We start from the raw sequence: 25,926 nt of genomic DNA, 5'->3' as shown, positions 1-25,926 counted from the left end.
TCGTTGTTTTGCGGCCGATACGGCCGGATGATCTAAGCTTGTGACGCGTTTCAGGAATGGCTGGCGGAACGAATGGCGCGCACCGCATTCTGTAGCGCCAGAAACGCGTCGTAACGCGCCTGATGAACCTTCTGAAAATCAGGATCGGGTGTCGCGCAGCTGGCGATACGCGACATCGCTGGCATGGCGGCGATGAGGTCGGGATAGGTTCCCGCAGCAACGGCACCCAGCATGGCCGAACCGAGCAGCACCGGCTCCTCGCATTCGGTCAGTTCAACCGGAAGGCCGGTCGCATCCGCCAGCAATTGCCGGGCAAGCGGATGAGCACCCGCCCCACCGCTGACGCTGATCGTTTCCACCGGCGCGCCGTTGCGGGCCTGCGTCTCGATAATCTGGCGAAGCCCATAACCGAGGCCGAGAAGCCCCGCGACATAAAGCGCGACGAGAGAATCCACGCCCGTCTCCATGCCGTAACCGGCAATGACCGCGCGGGCATGGGGATCGGCGAAGGGCGCGCGGTTACCGAGAAATTCCGGCACCACATGAAAATCCTCGGCGATCTCAGCTGCGGCGGAAGCGGATGCGGCAAGGCTGAGCGCGCGGTCGGCAAGCCATACCGGCAAGGCTTTGCCATCCTTCTCGGCAAGCACCTTGGCCTCGGCAAAGGCAGGATGCAGTTGCACGAGATAATCGATGGCGGCACCGGCAGCGGACTGGCCGCCCTCGTTCAACCAAGCGCCCGGAACCATGGCGGAATAATAGGGACCCCAGACGCCAGGCACGAAGGCGGGTTCGGCGGTGGTGGTCATGGTGCAGGACGAGGTGCCGAAGACATAACCAAGGCATCGCGAGGCATCGCCGCCGGCAGCAACCGTGCCGACACCGCCCGCATGGGCGTCTATCAGGCCTGCTGCGACGGCTGTGCCTGCAACCAGCCCCATGGCTTTTGCAGCGTCTTCGGTGAGACCCTTGCCCAGCGCCGTACCGGGATGGACGACGCTTTCACCGATACGGCGGAACCCCTGCTCTGCCAGATCCCCGAGGCCGATCTTGGTGAAATACTCTGCATCCCAACGGCTCTCATGGGCAAGATAGGTCCATTTGCAGGTGACCGTGCAGGCGGAACGATCAAGAGCGCCCGAAGCCTTCCATGTCAGGAAGTCCGTGAGGTCGAAGAAGTGCTCGGCGCGGGCATAGATATCCGGCTTGTTTTCGCTAAGCCACAGCAGCTTCGGCGTCTGCATTTCCGGGGAAATACGCCCGCCGACATATTTCAGGACGGCATGCTCTCCCGCATTGATGCGTTCCGCCTGCGCGACGGCGCGGTGATCCATCCAGACGATGATATCGCGCTCGGGATGATCGGCAGCCCCCACGGGCAGGGTTTCATTATCAGGCCCGCGCACGACAAGCGAACAGGTCGCGTCGAAACCGATGCCGGCAACCTCAGCCGGATCGATGCCGGCGCGTGACACGCTTTCCCGCACACTCTCGCAAACGGCCTGCCACACCTCGCCGCTTGATTGTTCGGCGATGCCCCCATCTTCGCGGTGCATTGTGATCGGGCGCTTGGCGGTGGCGAGAAGCTTGCCCGCGACATCAAAGACACCGGCCCGCGCCGAGCCGGTCCCGACATCGACGCCAACAAGATAGGAAGCCATTTGCGATACTCCTCGGAGCGGATCATCCGGTGCTTGAACAGATTTTAAGCGGCGGGACCGTTTCCGGTTGCCCCGCCGCTCCAGACGTTTTTAAACGCGGTCGAAGTTGGTCGGCAACACCAGCATGTCGCGGATGGTGACAGTGCGCTTGCGCGTCAGCATGTAAATGACGGCATCGGCCACTTCGCTCGCGTCGATCAGGCTGCCCGATTCCTTGGCCTTGCGAAGGTTTTCCTCGGGCCAGTCAGCCAGAAGTGCGGAAACGACCGGGCCGGGAGAAACCTGGGCGACGCGCACGCCGTGCGGGATCATCTGGCGGCGCATGCCCTGCACGAAGCTGGTGATCGCCCATTTCGAGCCCGAATAGACCGGCTCCCAATAGGTCGGGAAATGGCCGGCGATCGAGCAGGTGACAATGATATCGCCAGTCTTGCGCTCCGACATATGCGGCACGACGGCATGAACATTCTTCATGACGGCGTTGACGTTGAGGTTCAGCATCTTGTCGATGGCTTCGGGCGTCGTTTCGGTGAGATCGCCGCCGATATAGGTGCCGGCATTGCAATAGAGAATGTCGATATGGTCGACCTTCCCGAGGATTTCCGGGATCATGGCGTTGCAGCTGTCGGCATCGAGCAGGTTCGTCACCTGCGGGATGGCGCGGTCACCAAGCTTGGCGACCAGATCATTCAAGGCTTTCTCGTTCCAGTCGACCATGACCACGGTTGCGCCCTGTTCCAAGAGCGCTTCTGATGTGGCAAGCCCGATGCCGGATGCGGCGCCGGTGATGACCGCGATCTTGCCTTGCAGCGATTCAGACATTTAATTCTCCTGCGTTTATGAAGGTGTTTCCGGGCCGGCTCAGCGCCACTCACGCCCGATATAGATGGCCAGCAGGATGATGCCGCCCTTGATGACATCCTGCAGATAGGGGTTGATGCCCATCAGGTTGAGGCCGTTATTAAGGATGCCGAGCAGCACCGCGCCGATGAGCGTGCCGAGAATGAGACCCCTGCCGCCTGCAATCGCCGTGCCGCCGAGAACGACCGCCGCAATGGCGTCCAGTTCGAAGCCGACACCGGCATTGGGCTGACCGCTCATAAGGCGGCCGGTGAGGATGAGCGCGGCGAAAGCTGCCGTGACGCCCGAGATGCCATAGACCGCAAGCTTGACGCGCTGGGTTTTCACGCCCGAAAGACGGGCCGCCAGTTCGTTTCCGCCGAGCGCATAGACGTGGCGGCCAAAAGCCGTGCGTTGCAGCAGCACCCAGGCGATAGCATAGATCACCACCATGATAATGACAGGCACCGGAACGACGCCGATACGGCCGACGCCGAACCAGGAAATCCAGCTCGGAATGCCGCTGACAGGGTAACCACCGGAATAGATAAGGCCGAGGCCACGCGCCATTCCCATGGTGGCGAGCGTCACGATGATGGCGGGCATCTTGCCCCAGGCGACGAGCGCACCGTTGAAGATGCCGATGCCGAGACCGATGAACAGGCCGGCAGGCAGCGCAATCGCGGGCGACAGGCCCGTATTCACCATCAGGCCCGCCGACAGCGTTCCGACAAGCGCCATCACCGCGCCGACAGACAGGTCGATACCGCCGGTGAGAATGACGAAGGTCATGCCCACGGCGAGAATGCCGACGACGGAAACCTGCCGCAGTACGTTCATGATGTTGTTGACGCTGAAGAAATTGTCGCTCGCAAGCCCCATGAGGATCGATACGACAATCAGACCCGCCAGAGGCAGGGCGAGCGGCGAACGCAGCATCGAGCTGAAACTGAAACCGCCCGTTTTCGCGGCGGTGCCGGTGTTTGCATCAAGCGACATGTTCAACTCTCCCGGTGGTGGCGTTTGTCATTATTGTTTCTGAATTGATGTCTTCGCCTTCGACCGTGGCGACGATGCCGCCGGAACGGAAGACGCAGACCCTGTCGGACATGCCGATCACTTCCGGCAGCTCCGAGGAGATCATGATGATCGAATGGCCCTTCGCGGCGAATTCGCGCATGAGCGAATAGATTTCCGCCTTCGCGCCGACATCGATACCACGCGTCGGCTCATCGAAGATCAGCACGCGCATGTCATGGTTCAGCCAGCGCGCGATGACGATCTTCTGCTGGTTACCGCCGGACAGCGTGTCGACGCGGGCAAAAGGCCCCTGCGCCTTCACCTGCACCTGCGCCATGGCCTTTGTCGTATGTTCCAGTTCCTTTTTGAGATCGAGGAACCAGTGCGCCTTGCGGTATTTACGATAATTGTTCAGCGAAATATTCTGCAGGATGGAGAAGCTGGTGATCAGCCCCTCTTCCTTGCGGCTTTCAGGCAGCAGGCCGATGCCGCGCATCAGCGCTTCATCGGGGCCGGAAAAACGCGTGTCCACGCCATCGACCTTGATCTTGCGGCGCGAGGCGGAATGCGAGCCCAGCATGGCGAGAACCGTTTCGGTGCGGCCCGAGCCGACAAGCCCGGCAAAGCCGAGGATTTCACCCTTGCGCAGCGCAAAGCGCGAAACGGGGCCGCCTTTCTTCAATTGCAGCTCTTCCACTTCGATCAGGCTTTCGGCGGAGGGATTGAGCTGTGGCTTTGGCGGGAAGCTGGCTTCGATGCGCCGGCCGACCATCATCTCGACCAGGCGGTCATTGTCGACCTCCGACGTCAGGCAGGAGCCGATCAGTTCGCCATCGCGCAGAACGGTGATGCGGTCGCAGATCTCGAATATTTCCTCAAGGTGGTGCGAAATGAAGATGATCGCCACGCCCTGACGACGCAACTCGCGCATGACCTTGAACAGGTGCTCGGTCTCAGACGGGGTGAGCGTCGCGGTCGGCTCGTCAAGAACAAGGATGCGGGCATCCAGTGACAGCGCCTTGGCGATTTCGACAAATTGCTGCTGGGCAACGGAAAGACGATGCACCGGCACATCAAGCGGCACATCCACGGCCAGACGGCTCATGATCTCGGCCGCGCGCTTGCGCATCGCGCCCTTGTTGAGAAGGCGAAGCGGTCCGCGAATTTCGCGGGCGAGAAACATGTTTTCAACGGCATTGAGATAGGGGATCAGGCTGAATTCCTGAAACACGATGCCAACGCCGGCGGCAATCGCCTCATCATAATTGGCGAAGCGGCGATCCTTGCCGTCGATGCGGATCGTCCCTTCCGAGGGCTGCAGAATGCCGCACAGGATCTTCATCAAAGTCGACTTGCCGGCGCCGTTCTCGCCCAGAAGCGCATGCACCTCGCCGGCGCGCGCCTGAAGGTCGACACCGCGCAGGACTTCGATCTTGCCAAAGCTTTTTCTTATTCCATTCAGTTCCAGCATTTCACCCTCCTCGATGGTCGGGATTTAACCCCGCCCCCGCATAAGCGGGGACGGAGCCTGGGAGGAGTTCTTACCAGCTGAACTCGCCGGCGTTTTTGCTGTCGACGACCATGACGTCGATCGGGACTTCCTTCGGCACAACGCGTGCGCCCCACTTCTGGGCGAGCGCCATGGCAAGGCCGACACGGACCTGGTCACGCGGGAACTGCGCGGTGGTTTCGATGAAAGGGCCACCGTCGGCAATTGCCTTCACCGCTTCCGGAGCACCGTCTACCGAGGTCAGCTTGATGTCCTTGCCGGAACCCTGGATCGCAGCAAGCGCACCCATCGCGCCGCCATCGTTGACCGAGAAGATACCGGCAAGGTTCGGACGCGACTGGATCATGTTTTCGACGACGCCGAGAGCAACGGAACGGTCCTGACGGCCGTTCTGCGTGTCAACGAGCTTGACCTCGGGGAATTCTGCAAGGGCCGCCTTGCAACCTTCGACGCGCTGGAGGATCGGCACGACCGGAATACCGTCGAGGATAGCAACCTCACCCTTACCACCGAGGGCTTCACCGAGATATTTGCACGACTGGTAACCCGCGTCGCGGTTCTTCGAACCGACGAAGGTATCGACCGGGCCGTTGGCGTTGGCGTCGACGGCGACGACAGTCACGCCGGCAGCCTTGGCAGCATGCACGGCGGCTTCGATGCCGGCGCTGTCGGTGGGGTTCAGGAGCAGGATGTCGATCTTCTGCTGAAGCATGTCTTCAACGTCGGAAATCTGCTTTGCCACATCGTGGCCGGCATCGGTGACGACGACATCGGCGCCGATGCTTGCAGCGGCTTCCTTCAGGGCTTCCTGCATCGATACGAAATAGGGGTTGTTCAGTTCCTGGAAGGTCATGCCGATCTTCAGCTTTTCCTGCGCCAGCGCCGGAGCGGCCATCATTGCAATTGCGGCTGTCGCCATCAGAAACTTGGATTTCATTTTCATCTCACTCTTCCTCCCGTTTGGAAAGTTGGGGCAACAGGTGCCCGTTTCCGGACAGCCCTCTGCCCGAATTGGTAAAAATCGGCGATGTGTCGCTGGTTTACTCCGCCATGACCGCTGCCTTCTGGGCCGCGAATATGGTTCGGAACCTCGACGGCGACATTCCCTTCAATTTCAGGAAATGCCGGTTGAAATTTGAAAGGTTGGAAAAGCCCACATCGTAGCAGACCTCCGCCACCTTTACGTCCTGATCCGCCAGGAGCATCTGGCAGGCGAGATCGATGCGCAACTGATTGCGATAGCGCACCAGCGTCGTTCCCGTGTGGCGCTTGAAGGCGCGGGAAAAGGCGCTCTGGCTCTGGCCCACCATGTCGGCGAGATCGATTTCCTCAACCTGCTCGGTCAGATGCTGGCGCAGATGCGACAGGGCGCGGTTGATGCCGCTGTCACCGATGCCGGTCAGGTCCAACTCGTAGCTAAGGCTCGCCAGCACCTCGGATGTCGGGGCATTGACCAGGAGATCGAGAATTTCCCAGAAAAGCGCCAGACGCGTCAGCCCCTGCGCTTCGATCAACCGGAGGATCAGCGGACGGACGCGGTCGCTCGTCTCATCATCGAAAAGAATGCCGCGGCGGCTGCGATCCAGGAGGCCGCGCACCACGTCCATTTCCGACATGGAGGTGCAGGCATCCTCGATAAAGCTCTCCGGAAACTGGATCACGAGGGAACGTGTCGGCACGATTTCGTCCGGCTCGATCTCGCTGATCCAGTTCTGGGGGAGATTGGGACCGGTCATGATGAGCTGACCGGGGCCGAAGCGACCGACGAAATCACCGATATAAAACGTGCCCGATGTGGCGACGACGAGGTGGATTTCGTATTCGGGATGATAATGCCAGCGCACGGTGCGGAACGGATAGCCATGCCGCCAGGCGGCGAAGGATTCGCCCTTGCGGATGTGCACCAGTTCCAGGTCGGGCTGCATCATGGTTCCTCCCATCAGTCGCGTCCGCCGTATTTGCGGACAGGAGCCATTTCCTCTTTATGGCTCGTCCCAGGCGTTGATGAGGAGCATATGGCGGGCGGCGGCAGTACATCCACATCACGCCGAAGAAAATGCCGATACTTTTTTGACTCTTTTTTGTCGAAAATTGAAGAGTCGCCCGAAAGGGCTGACCATAAACGCGGCGATGGGCCCGATTTTTCCGCTCAATTTAGTGTGATGCGCTCAAACAATGCGCAACCGGAAGCGATTTTCGTTGAAATTTTGACGTGTAGCCTGCCGGATGCCGGCAGGCTACACTCATACTTTTCCGCAACGTCTCTGCCGCTCAATCATCAGCGGCTGGCTTCGTTCGTTACTGCGGCATCACGATCTGCAGTTTCACATCCGTTTCCCGCGCTTCCACCGCACGGTCGAAACCGGCGATGCTATCTTCGAAGGAGATGGTCGCGGAAATCAGCGGCTTCAGGTCCACCTTGCCGGACGCGATGAGCGCCACGGCGCGGTCATAGACATTGGCGTAGCGGAAAACCGTCTCCACCCGAAGTTCCTTGGCCTGCAGGCCGACAATATCGACCGGAACCGGATCGACAGGCATGCCGACCAGAACGATCGCGCCGCCCGGCCGCGCCAGCTTCGCCATGCCAAGCACAGCGGGTGCTGCACCCGAGCATTCGAAGACGATGTCGCAACCCCAGCCGTCGGTCGCAGCCGAGACAGCCTCTGCGAGATTGCGCTCGCGAATGTTGACGGTTTCGATGCCATCATAGGAGCCGATGATATCGAGCTTCGGCTGGGCAAGATCGGCTACGATGACCTTCGCGCAACCGCCGGCAAGTGCTGCGAGCGCCACCATCATGCCGATCGGACCTGCACCCGTTACCACGGCGATATCGCCCGGCTGGATACGCGCCCGCAGCGCCGCCTGCATGCCGATGGCGAAGGGTTCGACCATGGCGCCTTCGGCAAAGGACACGTTGTCGGGCAGCTTGTAGGTGAAGGCGGCAGGATGAATGACCTCGGGCGTCAGGCAGCCATGGATCGGCGGCGTCGCCCAGAAGCGGACAGCCGGATCGACATTATAGATGCCAAGTTTCGAGGCACGCGATGTCGGATCGGGAATGCCGGGCTCCATGCAGACGCGATCGCCGGCTTTCAGGTGTGTTACCTCGGCGCCGGTTTCGATCACCGTTCCCGACGCTTCGTGCCCGAGCACCATGGGCGCATTGACGACGAAATGACCGATCTTGCCGTGGGTATAATAATGAACGTCCGAGCCGCAGATGCCGACCGTATGGGTGCGGATAAGCACATCCTTCGGCCCGAGTTCACCGGATCCTGCTCCACCGGGAATATCAAAATCCCTGAGCGAGAGCTTGCCTTTTTCTTCCAGCACCAGTGCCTTCATCTCATCCTCCGTGGTTTGCGATACGCCTGGCAGCGAATTCAGCAAGCGTGATGGCGTGCAACATCGGCAAAAGTAAACAGAAATCGGCCGGATCGGCCGGTTTTTCTTTGCGACGGAAAAACTGTATCGAGCAGCCTGCGATTTCTCATCATTCCCAGCGCGGCGCGGCCTTTGAGGGTGAGGAAAGAAGGCGTGATTCGCCGCCGCATGCCGCAATCTTCACCCGCTCCCAAGCCTGCCGAGCCGGCGAACCAAGTCGCTCACATTTTTTCGCCGGGCAAGGCGCTCGCCTGCCGCACCCAGTCGGCAAACTGCGTTTCATCAAACACACCCTCATGAATATCGAGGTAACGAACCTTCGGATGTTTGGAGGCGCCGGGCGGCAAAGGCTGTAAAGATACGCCGTTGAGGAAGGTCACTTTGATATATTTCGTAAAACAGTGAAGGCTGAGAAACCAGACGTCGTCCTCCATGCCATAAAAGGGCGAATTCCACTTCACGGCCTTGCGCACGCCGGGCACGAGGCTTTCGATCAGCGCATCGATACGTGCTCCGACCGGGCTTTTCCAACCCGGCATGGCGGCAATATAGGCCTGCACCGGGCCGTCCCCATATCCCTTGGCAATCTGCGGATTGCCGCCCGAAAGGAGCTTCGGCGCGGCGGCGGGCGGCTCTGTCTGCGCGATTTCGGCAGCTTTACCCGGCTTCTTTTCGACCATCTCGGTTCCCTCACAGTATTGCGCGGCTCCTGCTTTTTTCCCAAGCCTCGATGCAATCCTCAGTACAAGCCTGCCATAAAAAGCTACCACAGTAAAAAAACTATATTTTATGTGCATGCTCATGTTTTACGCCTTGGAGAGAATATTTGAGGCCGAAGCGTCGATGTGTCGGCATGGCTATCAAAATGCTGACGGACTAGACCGCGCCAATCGCCCCGGGCTGGCACGCCATTCGATCAATCAAAAAAAGCGAAAACTGCGGCGACTTGCGCGCGATCTAGGCGCGCAGGGCGGCGGCTGGAGACTGGCGATAGGCGAGCAGGGCCGGTATCGCTGAGAGAACCGCGGCAAAGCCCAGCAGGAACAGTGCAAGACGCAGATCTTCGCGGGTGAAGCCAACCGGCAGGATGACGCCGCTTTTTGCGGTAAAGAGTTTTGCGCCGATATGGGCAGCGCCCAACCCGACCAGAAAACCGATACCGACACCGAGCGCCACCAGCAAGAAAAGCTCAAGCCAGACGATGGCGAATACCGAGCCGCGCGGCGCGCCGAATGCCCGCAATGCGCCGATCTGCCTGCGCCGCTGCCCGACATGGATCACCGTCACCAGCACCAGCGCCGCCGCCACCAGCCCCTGCGAACCGGCGGCAACCGCGCTCAGCACCATCTTGGCATCGCCGAGCGTCGCATAAAGACCGGTCAGAACTTCGCCCGGGAAAACGCCAAGCGTATTGCCGGTCCGGTATTCCTGCCGCAGGCGATAGGCGTCGGCGATCGTTTTGGGCTTGACGAGAATGGCAGGCAGGCCGGGCGTGCCCTCGCCGAACGTCTCCACGATTGGCGCATCCGGATCGATGCTGCCTTGATGGTCGGACTCCACATGCGCCGACGTGGCGGGGCCGAGGGCCAAAGCATGTTTTTGCTCTTGCGAGACCACCAGTTGAACAGCGGCTTCGGCATGACCCACCTCACCTTCGGCATGCTTACCGCCATCTTCGTGATGTTCTTCACTTTCATGGGCGTGATCGTGACCATCTCCGTGGTGATGTCCTTCATCATGCGCGCCCGCATCGCCATCCTCATGCCCTTCATCATGGCCATGATCATGACCGAGACCATGGACGTGCCACACGGCCTGTATCGGCACGAGAATGGCGCGATCCCAGGGCGTGCCGGTGGGCTGCAATTTGCCAACGGCTTTATAGGCGATCTCGGTATGGGTGTGGCCGCCGGTCTCGGCGGTGCCGTGCATCGGCTTGATCTCAGCACCGAGAGACAGATCGACGGCAGCCCCGAGTATGGCTTCGCCTTCCAGCGCGAACATCCTGCCCTCGGCAAAACCTGATGTCGTGTTGCTGACGAGGCTCATCGTCGTGCCGACTATCGGGTATCCGGCAAAGGAATCGCCAAACCCGACAGGTGCCGCCCAGGCAACCCGTGGATCGGCAGTGAGCCTGGTCAGAACAGCGCCATTCACGAGCGGCAACGGTGCGGCCTGCAGAAAAATGGAGGAAAGGATCAACTGGGTTTCGCTGCCGGCCGCACCGATAACGAGATCGAATTTATCGGCGGCACGGGCGCTGCCGAGACGCAGCGAACGCTCCTGCAGCGTGACCGCAACGCCAAGCGCGGTGGCGAGCGCAACCAGGAGAACCACGACGATGCCACCCAGCCAAAGGCGGCGCAGGTCGGCAAGGATGAAGCCGATCATGCCGCAATCTCCTTCCGCTCGGTATCGGCGACGATACGGCCGCCGCTGAGGGTGAGACGCCGGTCGAGGCGACCGATAAGATGCTGGTCATGGCTGGCGACGATAAGCGTGCTGCGGGTGCTGGCCGCTACGGAAAGCAGGAGATCACCGACAGCCTCGCCGCTTTCGAGATCGAGGCTTGCGGTCGGTTCGTCGGCAATGATAACGCCGGGACTGCGCAGCAGCGCACGGGCGATAGCGACACGCTGCATTTCACCGCGCGACATGGTCTCAACGTGCTGTCCCGGGCGTTTGAGGCCGACAGTCGCAAACAGGGATTCCGCGCGTTTCACGAGGTCCGCATTCACTGCGCGCGACAGGCGGGCGGGCAGCAGGATATTATCCAGCGCGGAAAGGCCGGGGAAAAGATGAAACTCCTGCATGACGAGGCCGATATTGGCGGCGCGCCAGCGGTCGCGCCGACCCTCGGGCAGATCCGCAATGTTCTCTTCTCCCCAGACAACGCGGCCGGCCTGAACACGCTCAAGGCCGGCGATGATGTTGATCAGGGTGCTTTTGCCCGAGCCGGAACCACCGGTCAGCGCAACGCGGCTACCGGCAGCGATTTCCAGACCGTCGAGAACGAGAACCGGCGCCGACAAACCGGGAAAGGATACGGCAAGATCATCTATCTTCAGGGACAGCATGGTCTCAAACCGTCGCGTATTCTGCCCGGCGGATGCGCAGCAGGCTGACGAAGCCGGTATCCGGATCGGTCCAGGAACCCGTTTCCAGCGTGCCGCGCACTTCGATTGTCTGGCTCGGCTGGGTAAAAGTCTGTTTTTCGCCGAGATAAACGACGACGATGTTGTCCGGCCAGTCGGCATCCGTGGAGCAGAAGGGGCAGATCGACATGGGTATTTCGGTCAGCACGAAAAACTGCGCTTCGGCCTTCAGCGGCGGCGCCATGAAACCGCGCATGGCGATCTCCCTGCCGTTTAACTGCTTGACCTTTTCGGAAAACTCCAGCCCGAGGACGCTGACCTTGCCATAGAGTTCGTCGAAGGTGATGTCGCTGTTCGCCTGCGCGCGCGTGCCGGCGGCCAGCAGCGGCAGACCGGCAATGAGACCCAGGGTCTGGCGACGGTTGAATTGCGCCCGATCAGCCTTGCTCATGACCATTCTCCTTCTTGAAAAGGTCTGCCATCGTCCGTCGTCCGAATGGAAGATGGAAGACCTGAAACCATTGTGAGGACACGCGACAGCGGCGTGCCCTCACAACTCATATCTTAGTTGGTCTGCTTGGCGCCGAGTGCGAAAGCTTCGGCAAGACCCTTGTAGACGTCGCTCTGTTCCATGTAACCACGGAAGCCTTCGGCACCGGGGCCTTCAGCCTGCAGAACGACGTCATCCACCGCGTGGACGCCGCTATCGGAACTTTTCGGAATGATGCCTGGTACGAATACAGCACCGGGAACATCCTTGTACTGCTCGTTGGCGACATATTCCTTCTTTTCGTTCTGGACGGCCGGTGTGAACGGGCCATCGAGCTTAGGACGGAAGGTTTCGTAATGGTCAGGACCGTTATTGGCGTTCAGGAACAGGCGACGGGAAACGTCGACCTTATCAGGATAACCGTCGCCGTCCTTGTCTTCATAATTCGGGAAGCCGGCCTCGGCGTAGGTACCGACCTTTTCGCGCATTTCGGCGCCCGGCTTGTCATCATCGACGGTGCCGATGATGGAAACGCCATGCGTATGGTCGCCGGTGACGACGATCAGCGTATCGGGGTTCTTCGCGGCGAATTCACGGGCGACACCGATGGCCTTGTCGAATTCGATCGTGTCGACGACGGCGCGATCCCAGTCAAGCGGATGGGACATCTTGTCGACGTTGGCAGCTTCGACCATCAGGAAGAAGCCGTCCGGGTTCTTCGACAGTTCGCCGAGCGCGACCTTGGTCATTTCAACAAGGCCCGGCTGGTCAGGGAACTTCGCCGTGGTGCCCTTCTTGAGGAACTCGCGGTCGAGTGCTGTATCCATGTTGCCGGTGTGGAACAGGCCGAGGATCTTGCCCGTGTTGGTGCCGGCAGCCGTGGCGAGTTCCGCCTTGCTGGTCGCCAGCGTGTAGCCAGCTTCCTTGAACAAGGCGATATAGTCCTTGTCATCCTTGCGCTTGGAACCGGCCGTCGCCTGCGGCAGGAAGTAGGCGGAGCCGCCGCCGAGAAGGACATCCGGCTTCACATCGAACAGCATGCCGTTGATGTCAGCCTTGTCGCCGCGCTTGCGGGTGTGGGCAACGACGGCGGCCGGCGTGGCGTCCTGCAATTCGGCGGTCGAGATGATGCCGATCGACTTCTTGGTCTGGCGGCGCAGGGCTTCCGCGATCGTTTCGACCTTCGGATCGTCGAGCGAGGCCGGGGTGCGGTCGGCATAAACGCCAATGGCGTTCACGGCGGTCTTGTGACCGGTCATGTAGGCTGACATGGTGTTGGCGCTGTCGGTGGCCACGGCGTCGGTGGCGGAGGTGCCGATGAAGGCGACCGGCGGCACATCATCCATGTTGAGGCGGCCGTTGGCCTTACCCTCGGTCATGCCCTTGGACATGATGCGGGCAGCGGTGCGGTGAGCGACGGACAGGCCGTCGGCGATCAGGAAGATGACGTTCTTGGCTTTTGCCTGGGCCGGCGTGCCATAAACGGTCCAGGTGATCGCCTTGGTTTCGGAACCGGCAGAAACTTCGACCTTGTAGTCACCGGCGCTGGCGAGCGTGACCCCACGCAGGATGACGGCCGATCCAAGGACCTTGTCCTTGTTCTTTTCTTCGGCGACGAACTCGGCATCCTTGCCGAGAGCGGCCTTGTAATCCTGGCCGTTGACGGTGATCTTGACGTCTTCCGGCTTTACGACGGAAGCGAACTCGACTTTGAAATCGAACGGCGAACCGGTCAGGATCGTAGCACGATCAAGCGGATAAACCTCGGCAGCCTGGACGGCGCCGGCAAGAAAGGTCGTGGCGACCAAAGCAGCAACGATTTTGCGCATATTCCCCTCGCGAAACGTGTGAAAACCACACTTTCTCCTAGACCCGCGATATGACAGTTGCATGACTTGCAGGCAGCATATCCGGGCTCATGGGAAATTCGCGGGGGACGGTTTCAGCACGCCGTCCTCCTCCGGTCGCCGCGCGGCGCGGCAACCCTCTATGATGCGTTTCTCTCCGAGGGGGCCAGCGGATATCGAGCCTCGACGAAATTGTCGGGCGTATGCAGAGATGCTGCGGGGCCGAATGATCGGGCTGCCCGGCGCGCATGGGCAACCGTGTAAAGCCCGGTTCAGTCTTTCCTGATCCGTAATCCCTCCAGAAAGGCCCGGAAGCTGCCCACGGCCCGTTTCGAGGTCATTTCGGGGTCGTCGGAATTGGCGATCCACTGAGCGGCGGCGCTGCTTGCCGCGTTGATGAAGCGGGCGCATGCCTCCGCATCGATATCGCCGATGGTGCCTTCTTCCTTCAGGGCATCGAGGCTTCGCGCGACTGCCGAGATGCAGCCGTTTGCATTTGGCCAGCGCGACGGATCGCCGAGCACCGCCGGCCCGTCACGAAACATGATCCGCTGGATTTCCGGTTCGAGAGCCATGCGCACATAGCCGAGATTCTCCTCGACAAAACCTTCCCACCGGGACTCGGCCCTCGAGGAGATGTCACAGAGCCTCTTCGTCATTTCCGCATCGATTTCGGCCACCACCGCCAACAGCAGGCCTTTTTTGTCGCCAAAATGGTGATAGAGCGCGCCGCGGGTGAGACCGGCCTCGGCGGTGAAGTCATCCATCGACGCTTCCGCATAACCGATGCTGCCAAAGGCCTTGCGGCCGGCAGCCAGAAGCTTCGTCCGCGTCTCGGCAATCATTTCACTGCGAGGTTTGCGCATTTTTTCTCCATTTTCCACATACGACGCGTATATTAGTTGACATACGCGCCGTATGCAATTATCTCATTCACATACGCCACGTATGCATGTGGTGGACACCCTCTGAACAAGGTGCATCCCGATGGCTAATCCATACAGAGAAATTTTCCGGGCTCCAGGCGCAAAAGGCTTTTCCGCCGCCGGTTTCTTCGCCCGCCTTCCCATTGCCATGGCCCCGATCGGCATCGTCGCCATGCTTTCGCAAACCCATGGCGAATATTGGCTGGCCGGCGCCGTCTCCGCAACCTTTGCGCTGACCAATGCCGCCGTCTCCCCACAAATCTCCCGGCTGGTGGATCGCAAGGGGCAGAGCAAGGTCCTCATCCCCGCCACCATCGTCTCGGTCATCGCCTTTGCGGCGCTGATTATCGCGACAAACCAGAAATGGCCGGCCTGGACGCTGTTCCTTTCCGCCTTCCTCGCCGCTGCCATGCCGAGCATTCCGGCCATGATGCGCGCCCGCTGGACGGAAATCTTCCGCGACCGGCCGGAACTGAACACCGCATTCGCCTTTGAATCCGCCGCCGACGAACTCGTCTACATTTCAGGCGCCTCGCTTTCCGTCGGCCTGGCAGTCTCGCTCTTTCCGGAAGCGGGCATGATGATCAGCACCACCTTCCTGGCGCTCGGCACCTTCGCTTTCCTTCTGCAACGTTCGACCGAGCCCAAGGTACGCCCGGTTGAAAGCGGTCGCCGGCAGCGTTCGGCCATCTCCCTGCGTCCGGTCCAGATCATCACGCTTGCGCTGATCTTTGTCGGCTCCACTTTCGCCACTGCCGAGGTAAGTGCCGTCGCAATCACCAAGGAACTTGGCCAACCGGAAGCCGCCAGCCTCGTCATCGGCGTCTATGCCATCGGGTCCTTCGTGGTCGGCCTCATTCTCGGCGCGCTCAATCCCAAAATGCCGCTGCAACGCCAACTGCTGATCGCCGTCAGCGTGCTTGCACTCACCGCTCTGCCGCTGCTTGTCGCCAGCACTTCTGTCGCCCTTCTGGCTTTTGCCGTTTTCCTCAGCGGCGTTGCAATCTCTCCGATCTTCATCACCTCATTCGGCCTGATCGAGCGCCGGGTGCCTGAATCGATGCTGACGGAAGGCGTGACCTGGGTGATGACCGGCATCGGTATCGGCATGGCGCTCGGCGCCTTCATCTCCGGCTGGGTCATCGATAATTTCGGCCCGGATAACGGTTTCTGGGTGTCAGTTGCCGCAAGCCTTTCGACCGTCGCCATCATCACGCTCGGTCAGCGCAGCCTCTCGGGAGATCGCGAAAGATCCGGCGCGGAGACCGTGGCGCAGCCCGCCGAATAACAACCCTCACTCGTAGTCCGCCTCGTTCACTGGCGGGACGGCATGACAACGAGCCACTGACGACGGACGCAAATCACGGTTCCGCATGAGCCGGCATTCAGCCCATGCGCTCGGACACATGCTCCCCGGGAGACGCGGGAAAGACAACCGTCCTGTTTCCATTCAGGAAGACCCGGTGATGAATATGGGCGTGGATGGCCCGCGCGAGAACCTGGCTTTCCACATCCCGGCCCAGGCTGACATAGTCCATCGCGCTTTGGGCATGGGTTACGCGGATCGTATCCTGCTCGATGATCGGCCCTTCATCGAGATCGGCGGTGACGTAATGGGCGGTCGCGCCGATCAGCCTCACCCCGCGTTCATAGGCCTGTTTATAAGGGTTGGCGCCCTTGAAAGACGGCAGGAAGGAATGATGGATGTTGATGATGCGGCCAGACATTTCCTGACACAGCCGGTCCGACAGGACCTGCATGTAGCGCGCAAGCACCACAAGCTCCGCTCCGGTATCCTGCACCACCTGCAGGATCGCGGCTTCCGCCTCCGGCTTCGTTTCCGGCGTGACGCGAATGTGGTGAAAGGGAATATCCTCGTTCACCACCTGCTTCTGGTAGTCGAGGTGATTGGAGATCACCGCGACAATCTCGACCGGCAGCGCGCCGATGCGGGAGCGGTACAGCAGATCGTTCAGGCAGTGGCCAAAGCGCGATACCATGATCACGACCTTCGTCTTTCGCGAAAGATCATGGATATCATAGTCCATATCGAAATCGGCAGCGACGGGACCAAACCCGTCGAGCAGCGCATCGCGTCCCGATCCCTGTTCGGAAACGAAGCTCAGCCGCATGAAAAAGCAGCCCGTCTCCTGGTCGGTGAATTGCGAACTGTCGTTGATATTGCATCCGGACCGGGCGAGATAACCGGATACGGCGGCGACGATGCCGCTACGCGCCGGGCACGCGACTGTCATGATATAGGTGCTCAAATCCTGCTCCCCTGGGTCTTTGCCGCGCGGACGGATCGCCCGCGCTTTCGCGCCGATTGCCGATGAACCGCCGGCCGTGGTCAGGACGGCGATTGAGACTTGCCGAAGCCCGGCGGGGCCGCTTACGAACCGTAGATCGGGAAGGTCTCGCAAAGTGCAGCAACCTCTCCCCGCACCTCGGCCTCGACTGCGGCATCACCTTCGGCATTCGCCGCCAGCGCGTCGATGACACGTAAGATCAGCGCGCCGACCTGTTCGAATTCGGCCACACCGAAACCACGCGTGGTACCGACCGAGCTTCCAAGCCTGACGCCCGAGGTGACGAAGGGCTTTTCCGGATCGTTGGGAATGGCGTTCTTGTTACAGGTGAGACCCGCCCGCTCCAGCGCGATTTCGGCAACCTTGCCGGTCACGCCTTTCGGCCGCAGATCGACCAGAACCATGTGGCTGTCGGTTCCACCCGAAACGATCCCGAGACCGCCATCCGTCAACACCTTCGCCAGCGCCTGTGCATTGGCGATGACCTGGCCGGCATAATCGGAAAACTCCGGACGCAAGGCTTCACCGAAAGCCACGGCCTTGGCGGCGATGACATGCATCAGCGGGCCGCCCTGATTGCCGGGGAAGACGGCCGAGTTCAGCTTCTTCGCCAGGTCGGCGTCATTGGTGAGGATCACGCCGCCGCGGGGGCCGCGCAGGGTCTTGTGGGTGGTGGAGGTGACGACATGGGCGTGCGGCACCGGGTTCGGATATTTGCCGCCGGCGATCAGGCCGGCATAATGGGCCATGTCGACCATCAGATAAGCGCCGACTTCGTCGGCTATTCTGCGGAAGCCGGCAAAATCAATCTGGCGCGGATAGGCCGATGCGCCCGCCACGATCAGCTTCGGCTTGGTCTCCAGCGCCCGCGCCCGCACCTTCTCCATATCGATCAGATGTGTATCGGCATCAACCTCATAGGAGACGACATCGAACCACTTGCCGGACATCGTCACCGGCGAACCGTGGGTCAGGTGGCCGCCATGGGCAAGCGACATGCCCATGATCCGGTCTCCCGGCTGCAGCAGCGCCAGAAATACCGCCTGATTGGCCTGCGCGCCGGAATGCGGCTGCACATTGGCGAATTCCGCACCGAAGAGCTGCTTCAACCGGTCGATCGCGACCTGTTCGACCTTGTCGACGAATTCGCAACCCCCGTAATAACGCTTGCCGGGATAGCCCTCGGCATATTTGTTGGTCAGCACCGAGCCCTGAGCCGCCAGAACATCGGCGGAAACGATGTTTTCCGAAGCGATCAGCTCGATCTGCGTCTTCTGGCGGTCGAGTTCCTCGGCGATGGCGTCGGCGATTAGCGTGTCCGAAACGGTATTATGCGACAGGCGGTTGAGCATTGTTTTCTCCTCTGAGAATCAGGCGATGTCAGCCGCAAGTTCCTTGCAGCCGGTTTCAAGCAAATGGCCAAGATGCGACACGAAGCTGTTCCAGATATCCATGCGGAAACGGTTTTCCGCATCGCGCCAGAGCACCACGGTCACGCCGTCGAAAATCGTTCGGCGCGCCTCACCGACAACAATGGTGTCGATATCGCGGGCGCAGCCCAGCGTCAGTAGTTCGCCAGCCTGTGGCCCCTCGATCGAGAGCGTCACTTCCCGGCCGGAAATATCGACGAGGCTGTGCGGGTGGCTGGCATAGACAGCGCCGCAGGCTGCAATCAGCCTGTCGGTCTCCCCTGTCGGAGCAAGGATCGTCCATTCGTCGGGACCGAGGCGCACGGCCTCGATTTCACCTGCGGCGGAGCGGGTGCCGATCCGATCAGGCAAGGCAAGGCCAAGGGCGGCGCTGAGCGGTGTGAGATCGCCTCGGGCGCGCAGCGACAACCGCGCCTTTGCGGCCACGATACTGACCCGGGCCGCCTTGCTCTCTGCCAAAGTGCCGGAAATGGGGAAGGAAACGCGCATGTTCATTGTCATCTCCGGGTCAGATTTTCAGGCGGGTATTTTCGGGATCGACAAAGACCATCCCGGTGATTTTCGCGGCAATGGTGCGGTCCAGCATGGGGATGTAGACGGTCTCGCCCATCCGCTCATGGCCACCCTCCACCAGAGCCAGCGCGATGGGCCGGCCGACAGCATCCGAGTGATAGGACGAGGTGACATGGCCGACCATTTTCATCGGGATCGGCTGTTTCGGGTCGAAGACGATTTGCGCGCCCTCTTCCAGCTTCGAGCGGTCTTCGGTCAGAAGGCCGACGAGATGACGGCGATCCTTGGCGACGAGATCGGGGCGGGCAAGGCCGCGCTTGCCGACGAAATCCGGCTTGTTCTTGCCCACGGCCCAGCCCATCGCCGCATCATAGGGCGTGACCGTGCCATCGGTATCCTGGCCGACGATGATGTAACCCTTTTCGGCACGCAGCACATGCATGGTTTCCGTGCCGTAAGGCGTGATGCCATATTGCTGGCCGGCCTCCCACAGGATTTCCCAGAGCTTTCGGCCGAGCGGTGCCGGCACATTGACCTCGAAGCCGATCTCGCCGGTGAAGCTGACGCGGAACAGCCGCGCCGGCATGCCGGCCACGGTGCACTCCACGCAGGACATATGCGGGAAGGCCTCTTCCGTCAGTTCGACGCCCTCCACCAGCGGCGCAAGCAGCTTTGCCGCGTTCGGGCCGTTCAGCGCAATGGTGGACCACTGTTCGGTCGTCGAGGTCAGCCAGACATTGAGATCCGGCCACTCCGTCTGGAGGTAATCCTCCATCATGTTCAGCACGCGGGCGGCGCCGCCTGTCGTGGTGGTGACGTGGAAACGGTCTTCGGTCATGCGGCCGATGACGCCATCGTCGCGAATGAAGCCGTCATCGCCGAGCAGCAGGCCATAACGGCAGCGGCCGGCAGCGAGCTTCGTCCAGGGATTGGTATACATGCGGTTCATGAACTCGACCGCATCAGGCCCGACAACCTCGATCTTGCCGAGCGTCGAAGCGTCGAAAATGCCCACAGTCTGGCGCACCGCCCGGCATTCGCGGCCGACAGCCGCATCCATGTCTTCGCCCGGTTTCGGGAAATACCAGGCGCGACGCCATTGCCCGACCGGTTCGTAGACCGCGCCATGGGCCTCAGCCCACCCGTCGATCTGCGTCTTGCGCGTCACCTCGAAATGCGCGCCGCGGTGATAACCGGCGAAGGCTCCGAAGGTCGTCGGCGTATAGGGCGGGCGGAAGGTCGTCAGTCCCACCTGCGGTTGGCGTTTGCCGAGCGCTTCCGCCGCGATATTGAGGCCGTTGATGTTGGACATCTTGCCCTGATCGGTGGCCATGCCATTGGTGGTGTAGCGCTTGACATGCTCAATGGACCGCATGCCCTCGCGCACGGCAAGCCGCAGATCCTTGGCGGTCACGTCGTTCTGGTAATCCACGAAAGCCTTGGCCTTGCCGGCATCGCGGTCGCTCGGCAATTCGGTATGCGAGACGCCGCTGCCGGTGCGGTCATGTTCCACCGCATGGCTGGAAATATTGGCGGCCTTGCCGAGTGCTGCTGCAACTTCACGGCCCCGCTCAGCGCCGTCCTTCAGCGCCGCCTCGATGCCCCAGAGCCCGCGCCCGGCCCCGGCAATCACGCAATCCTCGTTGGTGGCGGCAGGAAGGAAGGTAGTCCGCTCGTCATCCCAGGCGATCTTGCCCTGCGTATGGGAAAAGAGATGCAGCGACGGCGTCCAGCCGCCTGACATCAGCACCGCGTCGCAGGCGATTTCCTGTCCCGCACCGACCGACGCACCATTAACCGGATTGACCCGAACCGATTTGACCCGCAGCCGCCCCGACGTCGCCGTGACCGTATGCGACAGCTTGACCGGAATGCCGAGAGCGCGCGCCTCGTTCACCAGTTCTTCCCGCACCTTGGCGCGGGTATCGACAATGGCCTGAACAGGTGCGCCCGCTCCGTGAAGATCAAAAGCGGCGTACCAGGCGCTGTCATGGCTCGTCACCACCACCGGCCGGTTGCCGACCTTGACGCCGTAGCGGTTGAGATAGGTCTGGGCGGCACCCGCGAGCATCACGCCCGGCCGGTCGTTACCGTGGAAGACCAGCGGCTTCTCCAGTGCGCCCTGCGCCAATACGACCTGACGCGCCCGAACGCGCCACAGGCGCTCGCGCGGCGTATCCTTCGGCACGGTTTCCAGATGGTCCGTGAGCTTTTCGCAAAGGCCGATCATGTTCTGGTGGTAATAGGCAATGGCCGTCGTGCGGGTCATCACTTTGACGCCGCGCTCCTTCAAAGCCGTCAATTCATCCGCCAGCCAGTTCCATGCGGGCTTGCCATCGATCTTCGCCTGCGGCTCCGACAGCAGCGTGCCGCCGGCTTCGGCATTTTCATCGACCAGCACGACCTTGAGACCATCGACCGCCGCCGCGTGCGCCGCCGCCAGACCGGCGGGACCTGCGCCGACAACCAGCACATCGCAATGCAAATTGCGCGATGCATAAATATCCGGGTCTTCTTCGGTCGGCGAAACGCCAAGCCCTGCGGCCGCGCGGATGAAGGGCTCATAGACCTTGTTCCAGAAGCTCTTCGGCCACATGAAGGTCTTGTAGTAAAAACCCGCCGAAAACAGCATATAGGCCATGTCATTGACCGCGCCGATATCAAATTTCAGGCTCGGATATTTGTTCTGGGAGGTGGTTTCCAGCCCGTTCCAGATTTCCTGCACCGTGGCGCGGGTATTCGGCTCGAAACGCCCTGCGCTGCGGCGGGTGCCGATCAGCGCATTCGGCTCTTCGGAACCCGCCGCCACCGGGCCGCGCGGGCGGTGGTATTTGAACGAGCGGCCCATGAGATGCACACCATTGGCGAGAAGTGCCGAGGCGACCGTATCGCCCTTCACGCCGCGATAGGTCCTGCCATCGAAGGTAAAGCTGACCGAGCGGGCGGCATCCACACGGCCACGGCCGGAAACGCGATAAGAGTTCATTTCGACACCTCGGAACTGGCTGGTGCACGGGTCAGGGAAGAAAGTTCTGGACGCGGTTCACCCGCCCGATAGGTCGTGAGGAACCGGTCGCTCACCGTATCACGCACGGCGTTGAAGAAGCGGCCGCAACCATGCAGATGCCGCCAGCGCTCGAAATGCGGGCCTTTCACGTTTTCGCGGATGAACAGGAATTCTTCCCATTGCTCATCGGTCTGCGACGAGGGATCGGCGGCGCGGGTAATATGGGCCTGCCCGGCATAGGTGAATTCGGCCTCGGGCAAGGTTTCATTGCAATAGGGGCAGCGGATCAAAAGCATCGTCGTATCCTCAGAGCATTTCCAGTAAAAGTGCAGCGCGGTTTTACGTCCGGAAAATGCGTGAATTAATGCGCCACGGCGGCGGCGGCGGCCTCGTCGATCAGGCGGCCGGAACGGAAACGCTCCAGCGTGAACGGCGCGTTGATCGGGTGCGGTTCGTTTTTGGCAATGGTCCAGGCGAAGGTGTGCGCAGCGCCCGGCGTGGCCTTGAAGCCGCCCGTACCCCAGCCGCAATTGACATAAAGCCCGTCAACCGGCGTCTTGCCGAGAATGGCCGAGCGATCCGGCGTAACGTCGACGATGCCGCCCCATTTGCGCAGCATGCGCATGCGATTGAAGATCGGGAAAATCTCGACGATCGCAGCGATCGTATGCTCAATCAGCGGCAGACCGCCGCGCTGCGAATAGGATGTATATTGGTCCGTACCTGAACCGATAACCAGCTCGCCCTTGTCGGACTGGCTGATATAAGCGTGGACCGCGTTCGACATGACAACGCAGGGGAAAATCGGCTTGATCGGCTCCGACACCAGCGCCTGCAGCGGGTAGCTTTCGAGCGGCAGGCGCACACCCGCCGTGTCCATCACAACAGAGGTGTGGCCGGCGGCGGAAACCGCGACCTTCTTCGCCTTGATGAAGCCCCTCGCCGTCTCGACGCCCGCAACGGAGCCGTCTGCGTTACGGCGAATGGCGGTGACCGGGCAGTTCTGGATGATATCGACACCACGGGCGGCAGCGCCGCGCGCATAACCCCAGGCAACCGCATCGTGGCGCGCCGTGCCGGCCCGTTCCTGAAGCGCACCGCCCATGACAGGATAACGCGCATTCGGCGCAATGCTGAGCGGCGGGCAATAGTCCTTGCATTCTTCCGGGGTAAGCCAGCGATTGTCCACACCGTTCAAACGGTTGGAATGGATGTGGCGCTTGAAGCTCTGCACGTCATGCACATTGTGGGCCAGCATCAGCACGCCGCGCCTTGAATACATGACGTTGTAGTTCAGCTCCTGGCTCAAATTCTCCCAGAGATCGACGGCGTGATCGTAAAGACGGGCGCTCTCGTCATAGAGATAGTTGGAGCGGATGATCGTGGTGTTGCGGCCGGTATTACCGCCGCCGAGCCAGCCCTTGTCGATGACGGCGACATTGGTGATGCCGTGCTGGCTGGCCAGATAATAGGCGGCGCCCAGACCATGGCCGCCGGCGCCGACGATGACCACGTCATATTCGGTTTTCGGCTGGCTGTCCGGCCACTGCTCGTCCCAGTTCTTGTGGCCGGTCAGGGCATTCCGCAAAAGATTGAAAGCATTAAAACGCGTCATGAGCGGACCCGATGGTTGGAAAATCTCGTGTCGTAAACGCTATGAGCATTTGCCGCGCCGCGGCTGGACAATCGCGTCTGTTTGCATGAATATTTGCGTCATGACTTCACACCGCGCCAGAAAACGCCTCAGCGTCGCCTTCCTGCTTGCCGACCGCTTCACACTGTCGGCCTTTGCGAATTTCGTTGATGTGCTGCGCCTTGCCGCTGATGAGGCGGACCGTTCCCGGCCGATCCTCTGCGAATGGTCGGTGCTCTCGGCAACGCTCGGCAGCGTGCAATCGAGCTGCGGCGTGAAGGTGCAGCCGGATACACGGCTGATGGACGCCGGGCATTACGACTATATCGTCGTTGTCGGCGGCTTGATCAGCGATCACAGCGCCCTGCCGCAGGAAGCGCTGCGGTTCCTAAAAGACCGGGCGGCGGCGGGCATTCCCATCGTCGGGCTCTGCACCGGTGTTTTCATTCTGCACGAAGCGGGCCTGCTTGATGGTTATCGCTGCTGCGTGAGCTGGTTCCACCATCAGGATTTTCTCGACCGTTTCGATACCGTCCAGATGATCTCCGACCAGATCTTCGTCATCGACCGCGACCGGCTGACCTGTTCCGGTGGTCACGGCGCCGCGCATCTGGCAGCCTTCCTCGTCGAGCGTCATGTCGGCCAGTCAGCCGCCATCAAAAGCCTCAACATCATGATGATCGACAGCGCGCTGAGCGGCGAAAAACCCCAGCCCGGCCAGCAGAGCACGCGCAAGGCCAATGATCCCCTCGTCAAAAAAGCGATCCTGCGGATGCAGCAGAATATCGAGGTTCCGAAAACCGTGCTGGAACTGGCGAGCGACCTCGGCCTTGGCCGCCGCAGTCTCGAACGGCGTTTCCTCACCGACCTGAACGCGACGCCGTCCAAGGTCTATCTCGAGCTTCGGCTGGACCGTGCGCTCTCCCTCCTGCGCACCACGCATGACCCGATCACCCAGATTGCGCTCGCCACCGGTTTCTGCGACGCGCCACATCTTTCCCGCACCCTGCGAACCGAGCGCGGTTTCACGCCCAGCGAATATCGCAAGACACAGGCCGGCCACACGGCAACCGACGAGGAATTCGCCGTCGGCGTGCTGCTTCCGCAAGCCTGAAATATGTTGCAGCGGTCTAGGAACCCGCAGTCATAAAGGTCAGACGGGTGAAAGCCGTATAATTGGATTCCGACACCATCAGGGCGGCAAAGACAAGCACGAGGCCCGGCGGGAGCAGGATGACGTAGATCAAGACCAGCCGCTCCCAGGCCAGATGCATGAAAATCGCGATGATCAGCCCCGCCTTCAGCAGCATGAATACGATGATCAAAGACCATCTGGGATAGCCCTGAATGCCGAGATAATCGACCAGATAGGAGAAGGTGCTGAGGACAAAAAGCAATCCCCAGGCCACCATGTAAAGTCTTATCGGATGCTGCCGTGACTGTTCCTGTGCCATGATGCCATCCTCACTCACCACAGATAGAAAAATGCAAAGATGAAGACCCACACCAGATCGACGAAGTGCCAATAAAGCCCCACGATCTCCACAACCTCGTAGTGCCCCTTGCGGCTGGTAAAAAATCCGCGCCTTTCCTGATCGAAATCTCCCCGCCATACCTTGCGCGCGATGATGAGGAGGAACAGCACGCCTATCGAGACATGGGTGCCGTGAAAGCCAGTGATCATGAAGAAAGTCGAACCGAATTGCGCCGCACCCCAGGGGTTTTCCCATGGACGCACACCTTCCCCGATCAGTTTCGTCCATTCGAATGCCTGCATTCCGACGAATGTCGCGCCAAGGAGGGCCGTTACCACCATCAGCGCGGCAGTTTTGCGACGATCGCGGCGGTATCCGAAATTGACGGCCATGGCCATCGTGCCGCTGCTGCTGATGAGGACGAAGGTCATGATGGCAATCAGGATCAGCGGAATGTCCTTGCCGCCAATCGTCAGCGCAAAAACCTCGCTCGGATTGGGCCAGGCGACGGTGGTCGACATGCGCGCGGACATATAGGCCAGAAGGAAACAGCCGAAAATGAAGATGTCGCTGAGGATGAAGATCCACATCATCGCCTTGCCCCAGGAGACGTTCTTGAACGCCCTCTGGTCCGACGACAGATCGGCGGCAACCCCGCGCAGTCCCGTGGGGCGCAGATGCGGATCGCTTGCTGGCCTTTCCATGGATGCGGTCATGATCGACACTCCTTAGAGGATTTCCAGTAAAAGTTCGTAGCGGCTTTACGTCCGGAAAATCCGA

23 protein-coding genes are annotated in these 25,926 nt (G+C 60.9%); 2 read left to right on the top strand and 21 right to left on the bottom strand.

Features of this window, described 5'->3' with window-relative positions:
- Positions 1–50: 50 nt before the first annotated feature.
- The 13 genes from WDZ78_RS17235 to WDZ78_RS17175 all read right to left on the bottom strand — a co-directional run bounded on the left by WDZ78_RS17235 (position 51) and on the right by WDZ78_RS17175 (position 14,719).
- Entirely contained in the window at positions 51–1,661 is a 1,611-nt protein-coding gene (locus tag WDZ78_RS17235) for an FGGY-family carbohydrate kinase (RefSeq protein ID WP_425673701.1), read from the bottom strand.
- 90 nt (positions 1,662–1,751) lie between these two features.
- Entirely contained in the window at positions 1,752–2,483 is a 732-nt protein-coding gene (locus WDZ78_RS17230; RefSeq protein ID WP_020010196.1) for an SDR family oxidoreductase, read from the bottom strand.
- 39 nt (positions 2,484–2,522) lie between these two features.
- Positions 2,523–3,500: an ABC transporter permease gene (locus tag WDZ78_RS17225; RefSeq protein WP_020010195.1), complete on the bottom strand. Its 978-nt coding sequence runs from the start codon at positions 3,498–3,500 to the stop codon at positions 2,523–2,525.
- Positions 3,490–4,992, bottom strand: coding sequence for a sugar ABC transporter ATP-binding protein (locus WDZ78_RS17220; RefSeq protein WP_425673700.1), 1,503 nt, complete (start codon positions 4,990–4,992; stop codon positions 3,490–3,492). Before WDZ78_RS17220 ends, WDZ78_RS17225 begins: the two co-directional genes overlap by 11 nt.
- 70 nt (positions 4,993–5,062) lie before the next feature.
- Positions 5,063–5,974: an ABC transporter substrate-binding protein gene (locus tag WDZ78_RS17215; RefSeq protein WP_020010193.1), complete on the bottom strand. Its 912-nt coding sequence runs from the start codon at positions 5,972–5,974 to the stop codon at positions 5,063–5,065.
- A gap of 97 nt (positions 5,975–6,071) precedes the next feature.
- Positions 6,072–6,956, bottom strand: a complete 885-nt coding sequence (locus WDZ78_RS17210) for a helix-turn-helix domain-containing protein (protein ID WP_425673818.1) — start codon at positions 6,954–6,956, stop codon at positions 6,072–6,074.
- 373 nt (positions 6,957–7,329) lie between these two features.
- A complete protein-coding gene (locus tag WDZ78_RS17205; protein ID WP_425673699.1) occupies positions 7,330–8,382 on the bottom strand; it encodes an NAD(P)-dependent alcohol dehydrogenase in 1,053 nt (350 codons plus the stop codon).
- A 260-nt stretch (positions 8,383–8,642) separates the two neighbouring features.
- The gene (locus WDZ78_RS17200; RefSeq protein WP_425673817.1) at positions 8,643–9,101 is read right to left on the bottom strand and encodes a DUF1801 domain-containing protein; all 459 of its coding nucleotides are present in this window, start codon (positions 9,099–9,101) and stop codon (positions 8,643–8,645) included.
- 277 nt (positions 9,102–9,378) lie between these two features.
- Positions 9,379–10,812, bottom strand: coding sequence for an ABC transporter permease (locus WDZ78_RS17195; RefSeq protein ID WP_425673698.1), 1,434 nt, complete (start codon positions 10,810–10,812; stop codon positions 9,379–9,381).
- Positions 10,809–11,498 carry an ABC transporter ATP-binding protein gene (locus tag WDZ78_RS17190; protein ID WP_020010188.1) on the bottom strand — a complete coding sequence of 230 codons (690 nt, stop codon included), beginning with the start codon at positions 11,496–11,498 and terminating at the stop codon, positions 10,809–10,811. The genes WDZ78_RS17195 and WDZ78_RS17190 overlap by 4 nt, the downstream gene beginning before the upstream one ends.
- Before the next feature lie 4 nt (positions 11,499–11,502).
- Positions 11,503–11,967, bottom strand: a complete 465-nt coding sequence (locus tag WDZ78_RS17185) for a hypothetical protein (protein ID WP_026363606.1) — start codon at positions 11,965–11,967, stop codon at positions 11,503–11,505.
- A gap of 113 nt (positions 11,968–12,080) precedes the next feature.
- Positions 12,081–13,835 carry an alkaline phosphatase gene (locus WDZ78_RS17180; RefSeq protein WP_425673697.1) on the bottom strand — a complete coding sequence of 585 codons (1,755 nt, stop codon included), beginning with the start codon at positions 13,833–13,835 and terminating at the stop codon, positions 12,081–12,083.
- Positions 13,836–14,125: 290 nt separating this feature from the next.
- Positions 14,126–14,719: a TetR/AcrR family transcriptional regulator gene (locus WDZ78_RS17175; RefSeq protein WP_020813009.1), complete on the bottom strand. Its 594-nt coding sequence runs from the start codon at positions 14,717–14,719 to the stop codon at positions 14,126–14,128.
- 121 nt (positions 14,720–14,840) lie between these two features.
- Between WDZ78_RS17175 and WDZ78_RS17170 the strand changes: the two genes are divergently transcribed.
- The gene (locus WDZ78_RS17170; RefSeq protein ID WP_425673696.1) at positions 14,841–16,067 is read left to right on the top strand and encodes an MFS transporter; all 1,227 of its coding nucleotides are present in this window, start codon (positions 14,841–14,843) and stop codon (positions 16,065–16,067) included.
- Positions 16,068–16,164: 97 nt separating this feature from the next.
- Here the strand turns inward: WDZ78_RS17170 and purU are convergent, their stop codons facing one another.
- The 6 genes from purU to WDZ78_RS17140 all read right to left on the bottom strand — a co-directional run bounded on the left by purU (position 16,165) and on the right by WDZ78_RS17140 (position 23,653).
- Positions 16,165–17,049, bottom strand: coding sequence for a formyltetrahydrofolate deformylase (gene purU, locus WDZ78_RS17165; RefSeq protein WP_425673695.1), 885 nt, complete (start codon positions 17,047–17,049; stop codon positions 16,165–16,167).
- A 122-nt stretch (positions 17,050–17,171) separates the two neighbouring features.
- Complete coding sequence (gene glyA, locus WDZ78_RS17160) at positions 17,172–18,440, bottom strand: serine hydroxymethyltransferase (RefSeq protein WP_425673694.1); 1,269 nt, start codon at positions 18,438–18,440, stop codon at positions 17,172–17,174.
- Positions 18,441–18,458: 18 nt separating this feature from the next.
- Positions 18,459–19,013 (bottom strand): sarcosine oxidase subunit gamma family protein, encoded by a 555-nt coding sequence (gene soxG / locus WDZ78_RS17155; protein WP_425673693.1) that lies wholly within the window; start codon positions 19,011–19,013, stop codon positions 18,459–18,461.
- Between the two features lie 13 nt (positions 19,014–19,026).
- Entirely contained in the window at positions 19,027–22,017 is a 2,991-nt protein-coding gene (locus WDZ78_RS17150) for a sarcosine oxidase subunit alpha (RefSeq protein ID WP_425673692.1), read from the bottom strand.
- The gene (locus tag WDZ78_RS17145) at positions 22,014–22,334 is read right to left on the bottom strand and encodes a sarcosine oxidase subunit delta (RefSeq protein WP_003504489.1); all 321 of its coding nucleotides are present in this window, start codon (positions 22,332–22,334) and stop codon (positions 22,014–22,016) included. The genes WDZ78_RS17150 and WDZ78_RS17145 overlap by 4 nt, the downstream gene beginning before the upstream one ends.
- Before the next feature lie 65 nt (positions 22,335–22,399).
- Positions 22,400–23,653: a sarcosine oxidase subunit beta family protein gene (locus WDZ78_RS17140; protein WP_020010179.1), complete on the bottom strand. Its 1,254-nt coding sequence runs from the start codon at positions 23,651–23,653 to the stop codon at positions 22,400–22,402.
- 85 nt (positions 23,654–23,738) lie between these two features.
- On the opposite strand from WDZ78_RS17140, the gene WDZ78_RS17135 reads away from it, so the two are divergent.
- A complete protein-coding gene (locus WDZ78_RS17135; protein WP_020010178.1) occupies positions 23,739–24,785 on the top strand; it encodes a GlxA family transcriptional regulator in 1,047 nt (348 codons plus the stop codon).
- 16 nt (positions 24,786–24,801) lie between these two features.
- Here WDZ78_RS17135 and WDZ78_RS17130 read toward each other — a convergent pair whose 3' ends face one another.
- Together WDZ78_RS17130 and WDZ78_RS17125 are read right to left on the bottom strand one after the other, a co-directional pair.
- A complete protein-coding gene (locus WDZ78_RS17130; protein WP_425673691.1) occupies positions 24,802–25,125 on the bottom strand; it encodes a cytochrome C oxidase subunit IV family protein in 324 nt (107 codons plus the stop codon).
- 14 nt (positions 25,126–25,139) lie between these two features.
- On the bottom strand, positions 25,140–25,862 hold the full coding sequence (locus WDZ78_RS17125; RefSeq protein WP_425673690.1) for a heme-copper oxidase subunit III family protein: 723 nt from the start codon (positions 25,860–25,862) through the stop codon (positions 25,140–25,142).
- Between the last annotated feature and the right edge of the window lie 64 nt (positions 25,863–25,926).

Origin of the sequence: Agrobacterium sp. M50-1, from assembly GCF_049843495.1 — a bacterium.
GTDB lineage: Bacteria > Pseudomonadota > Alphaproteobacteria > Rhizobiales > Rhizobiaceae > Agrobacterium > Agrobacterium radiobacter.
Note: the sequence above shows the minus strand (reverse complement) of the source record. Positions and strands in the feature narration are given on the sequence as shown.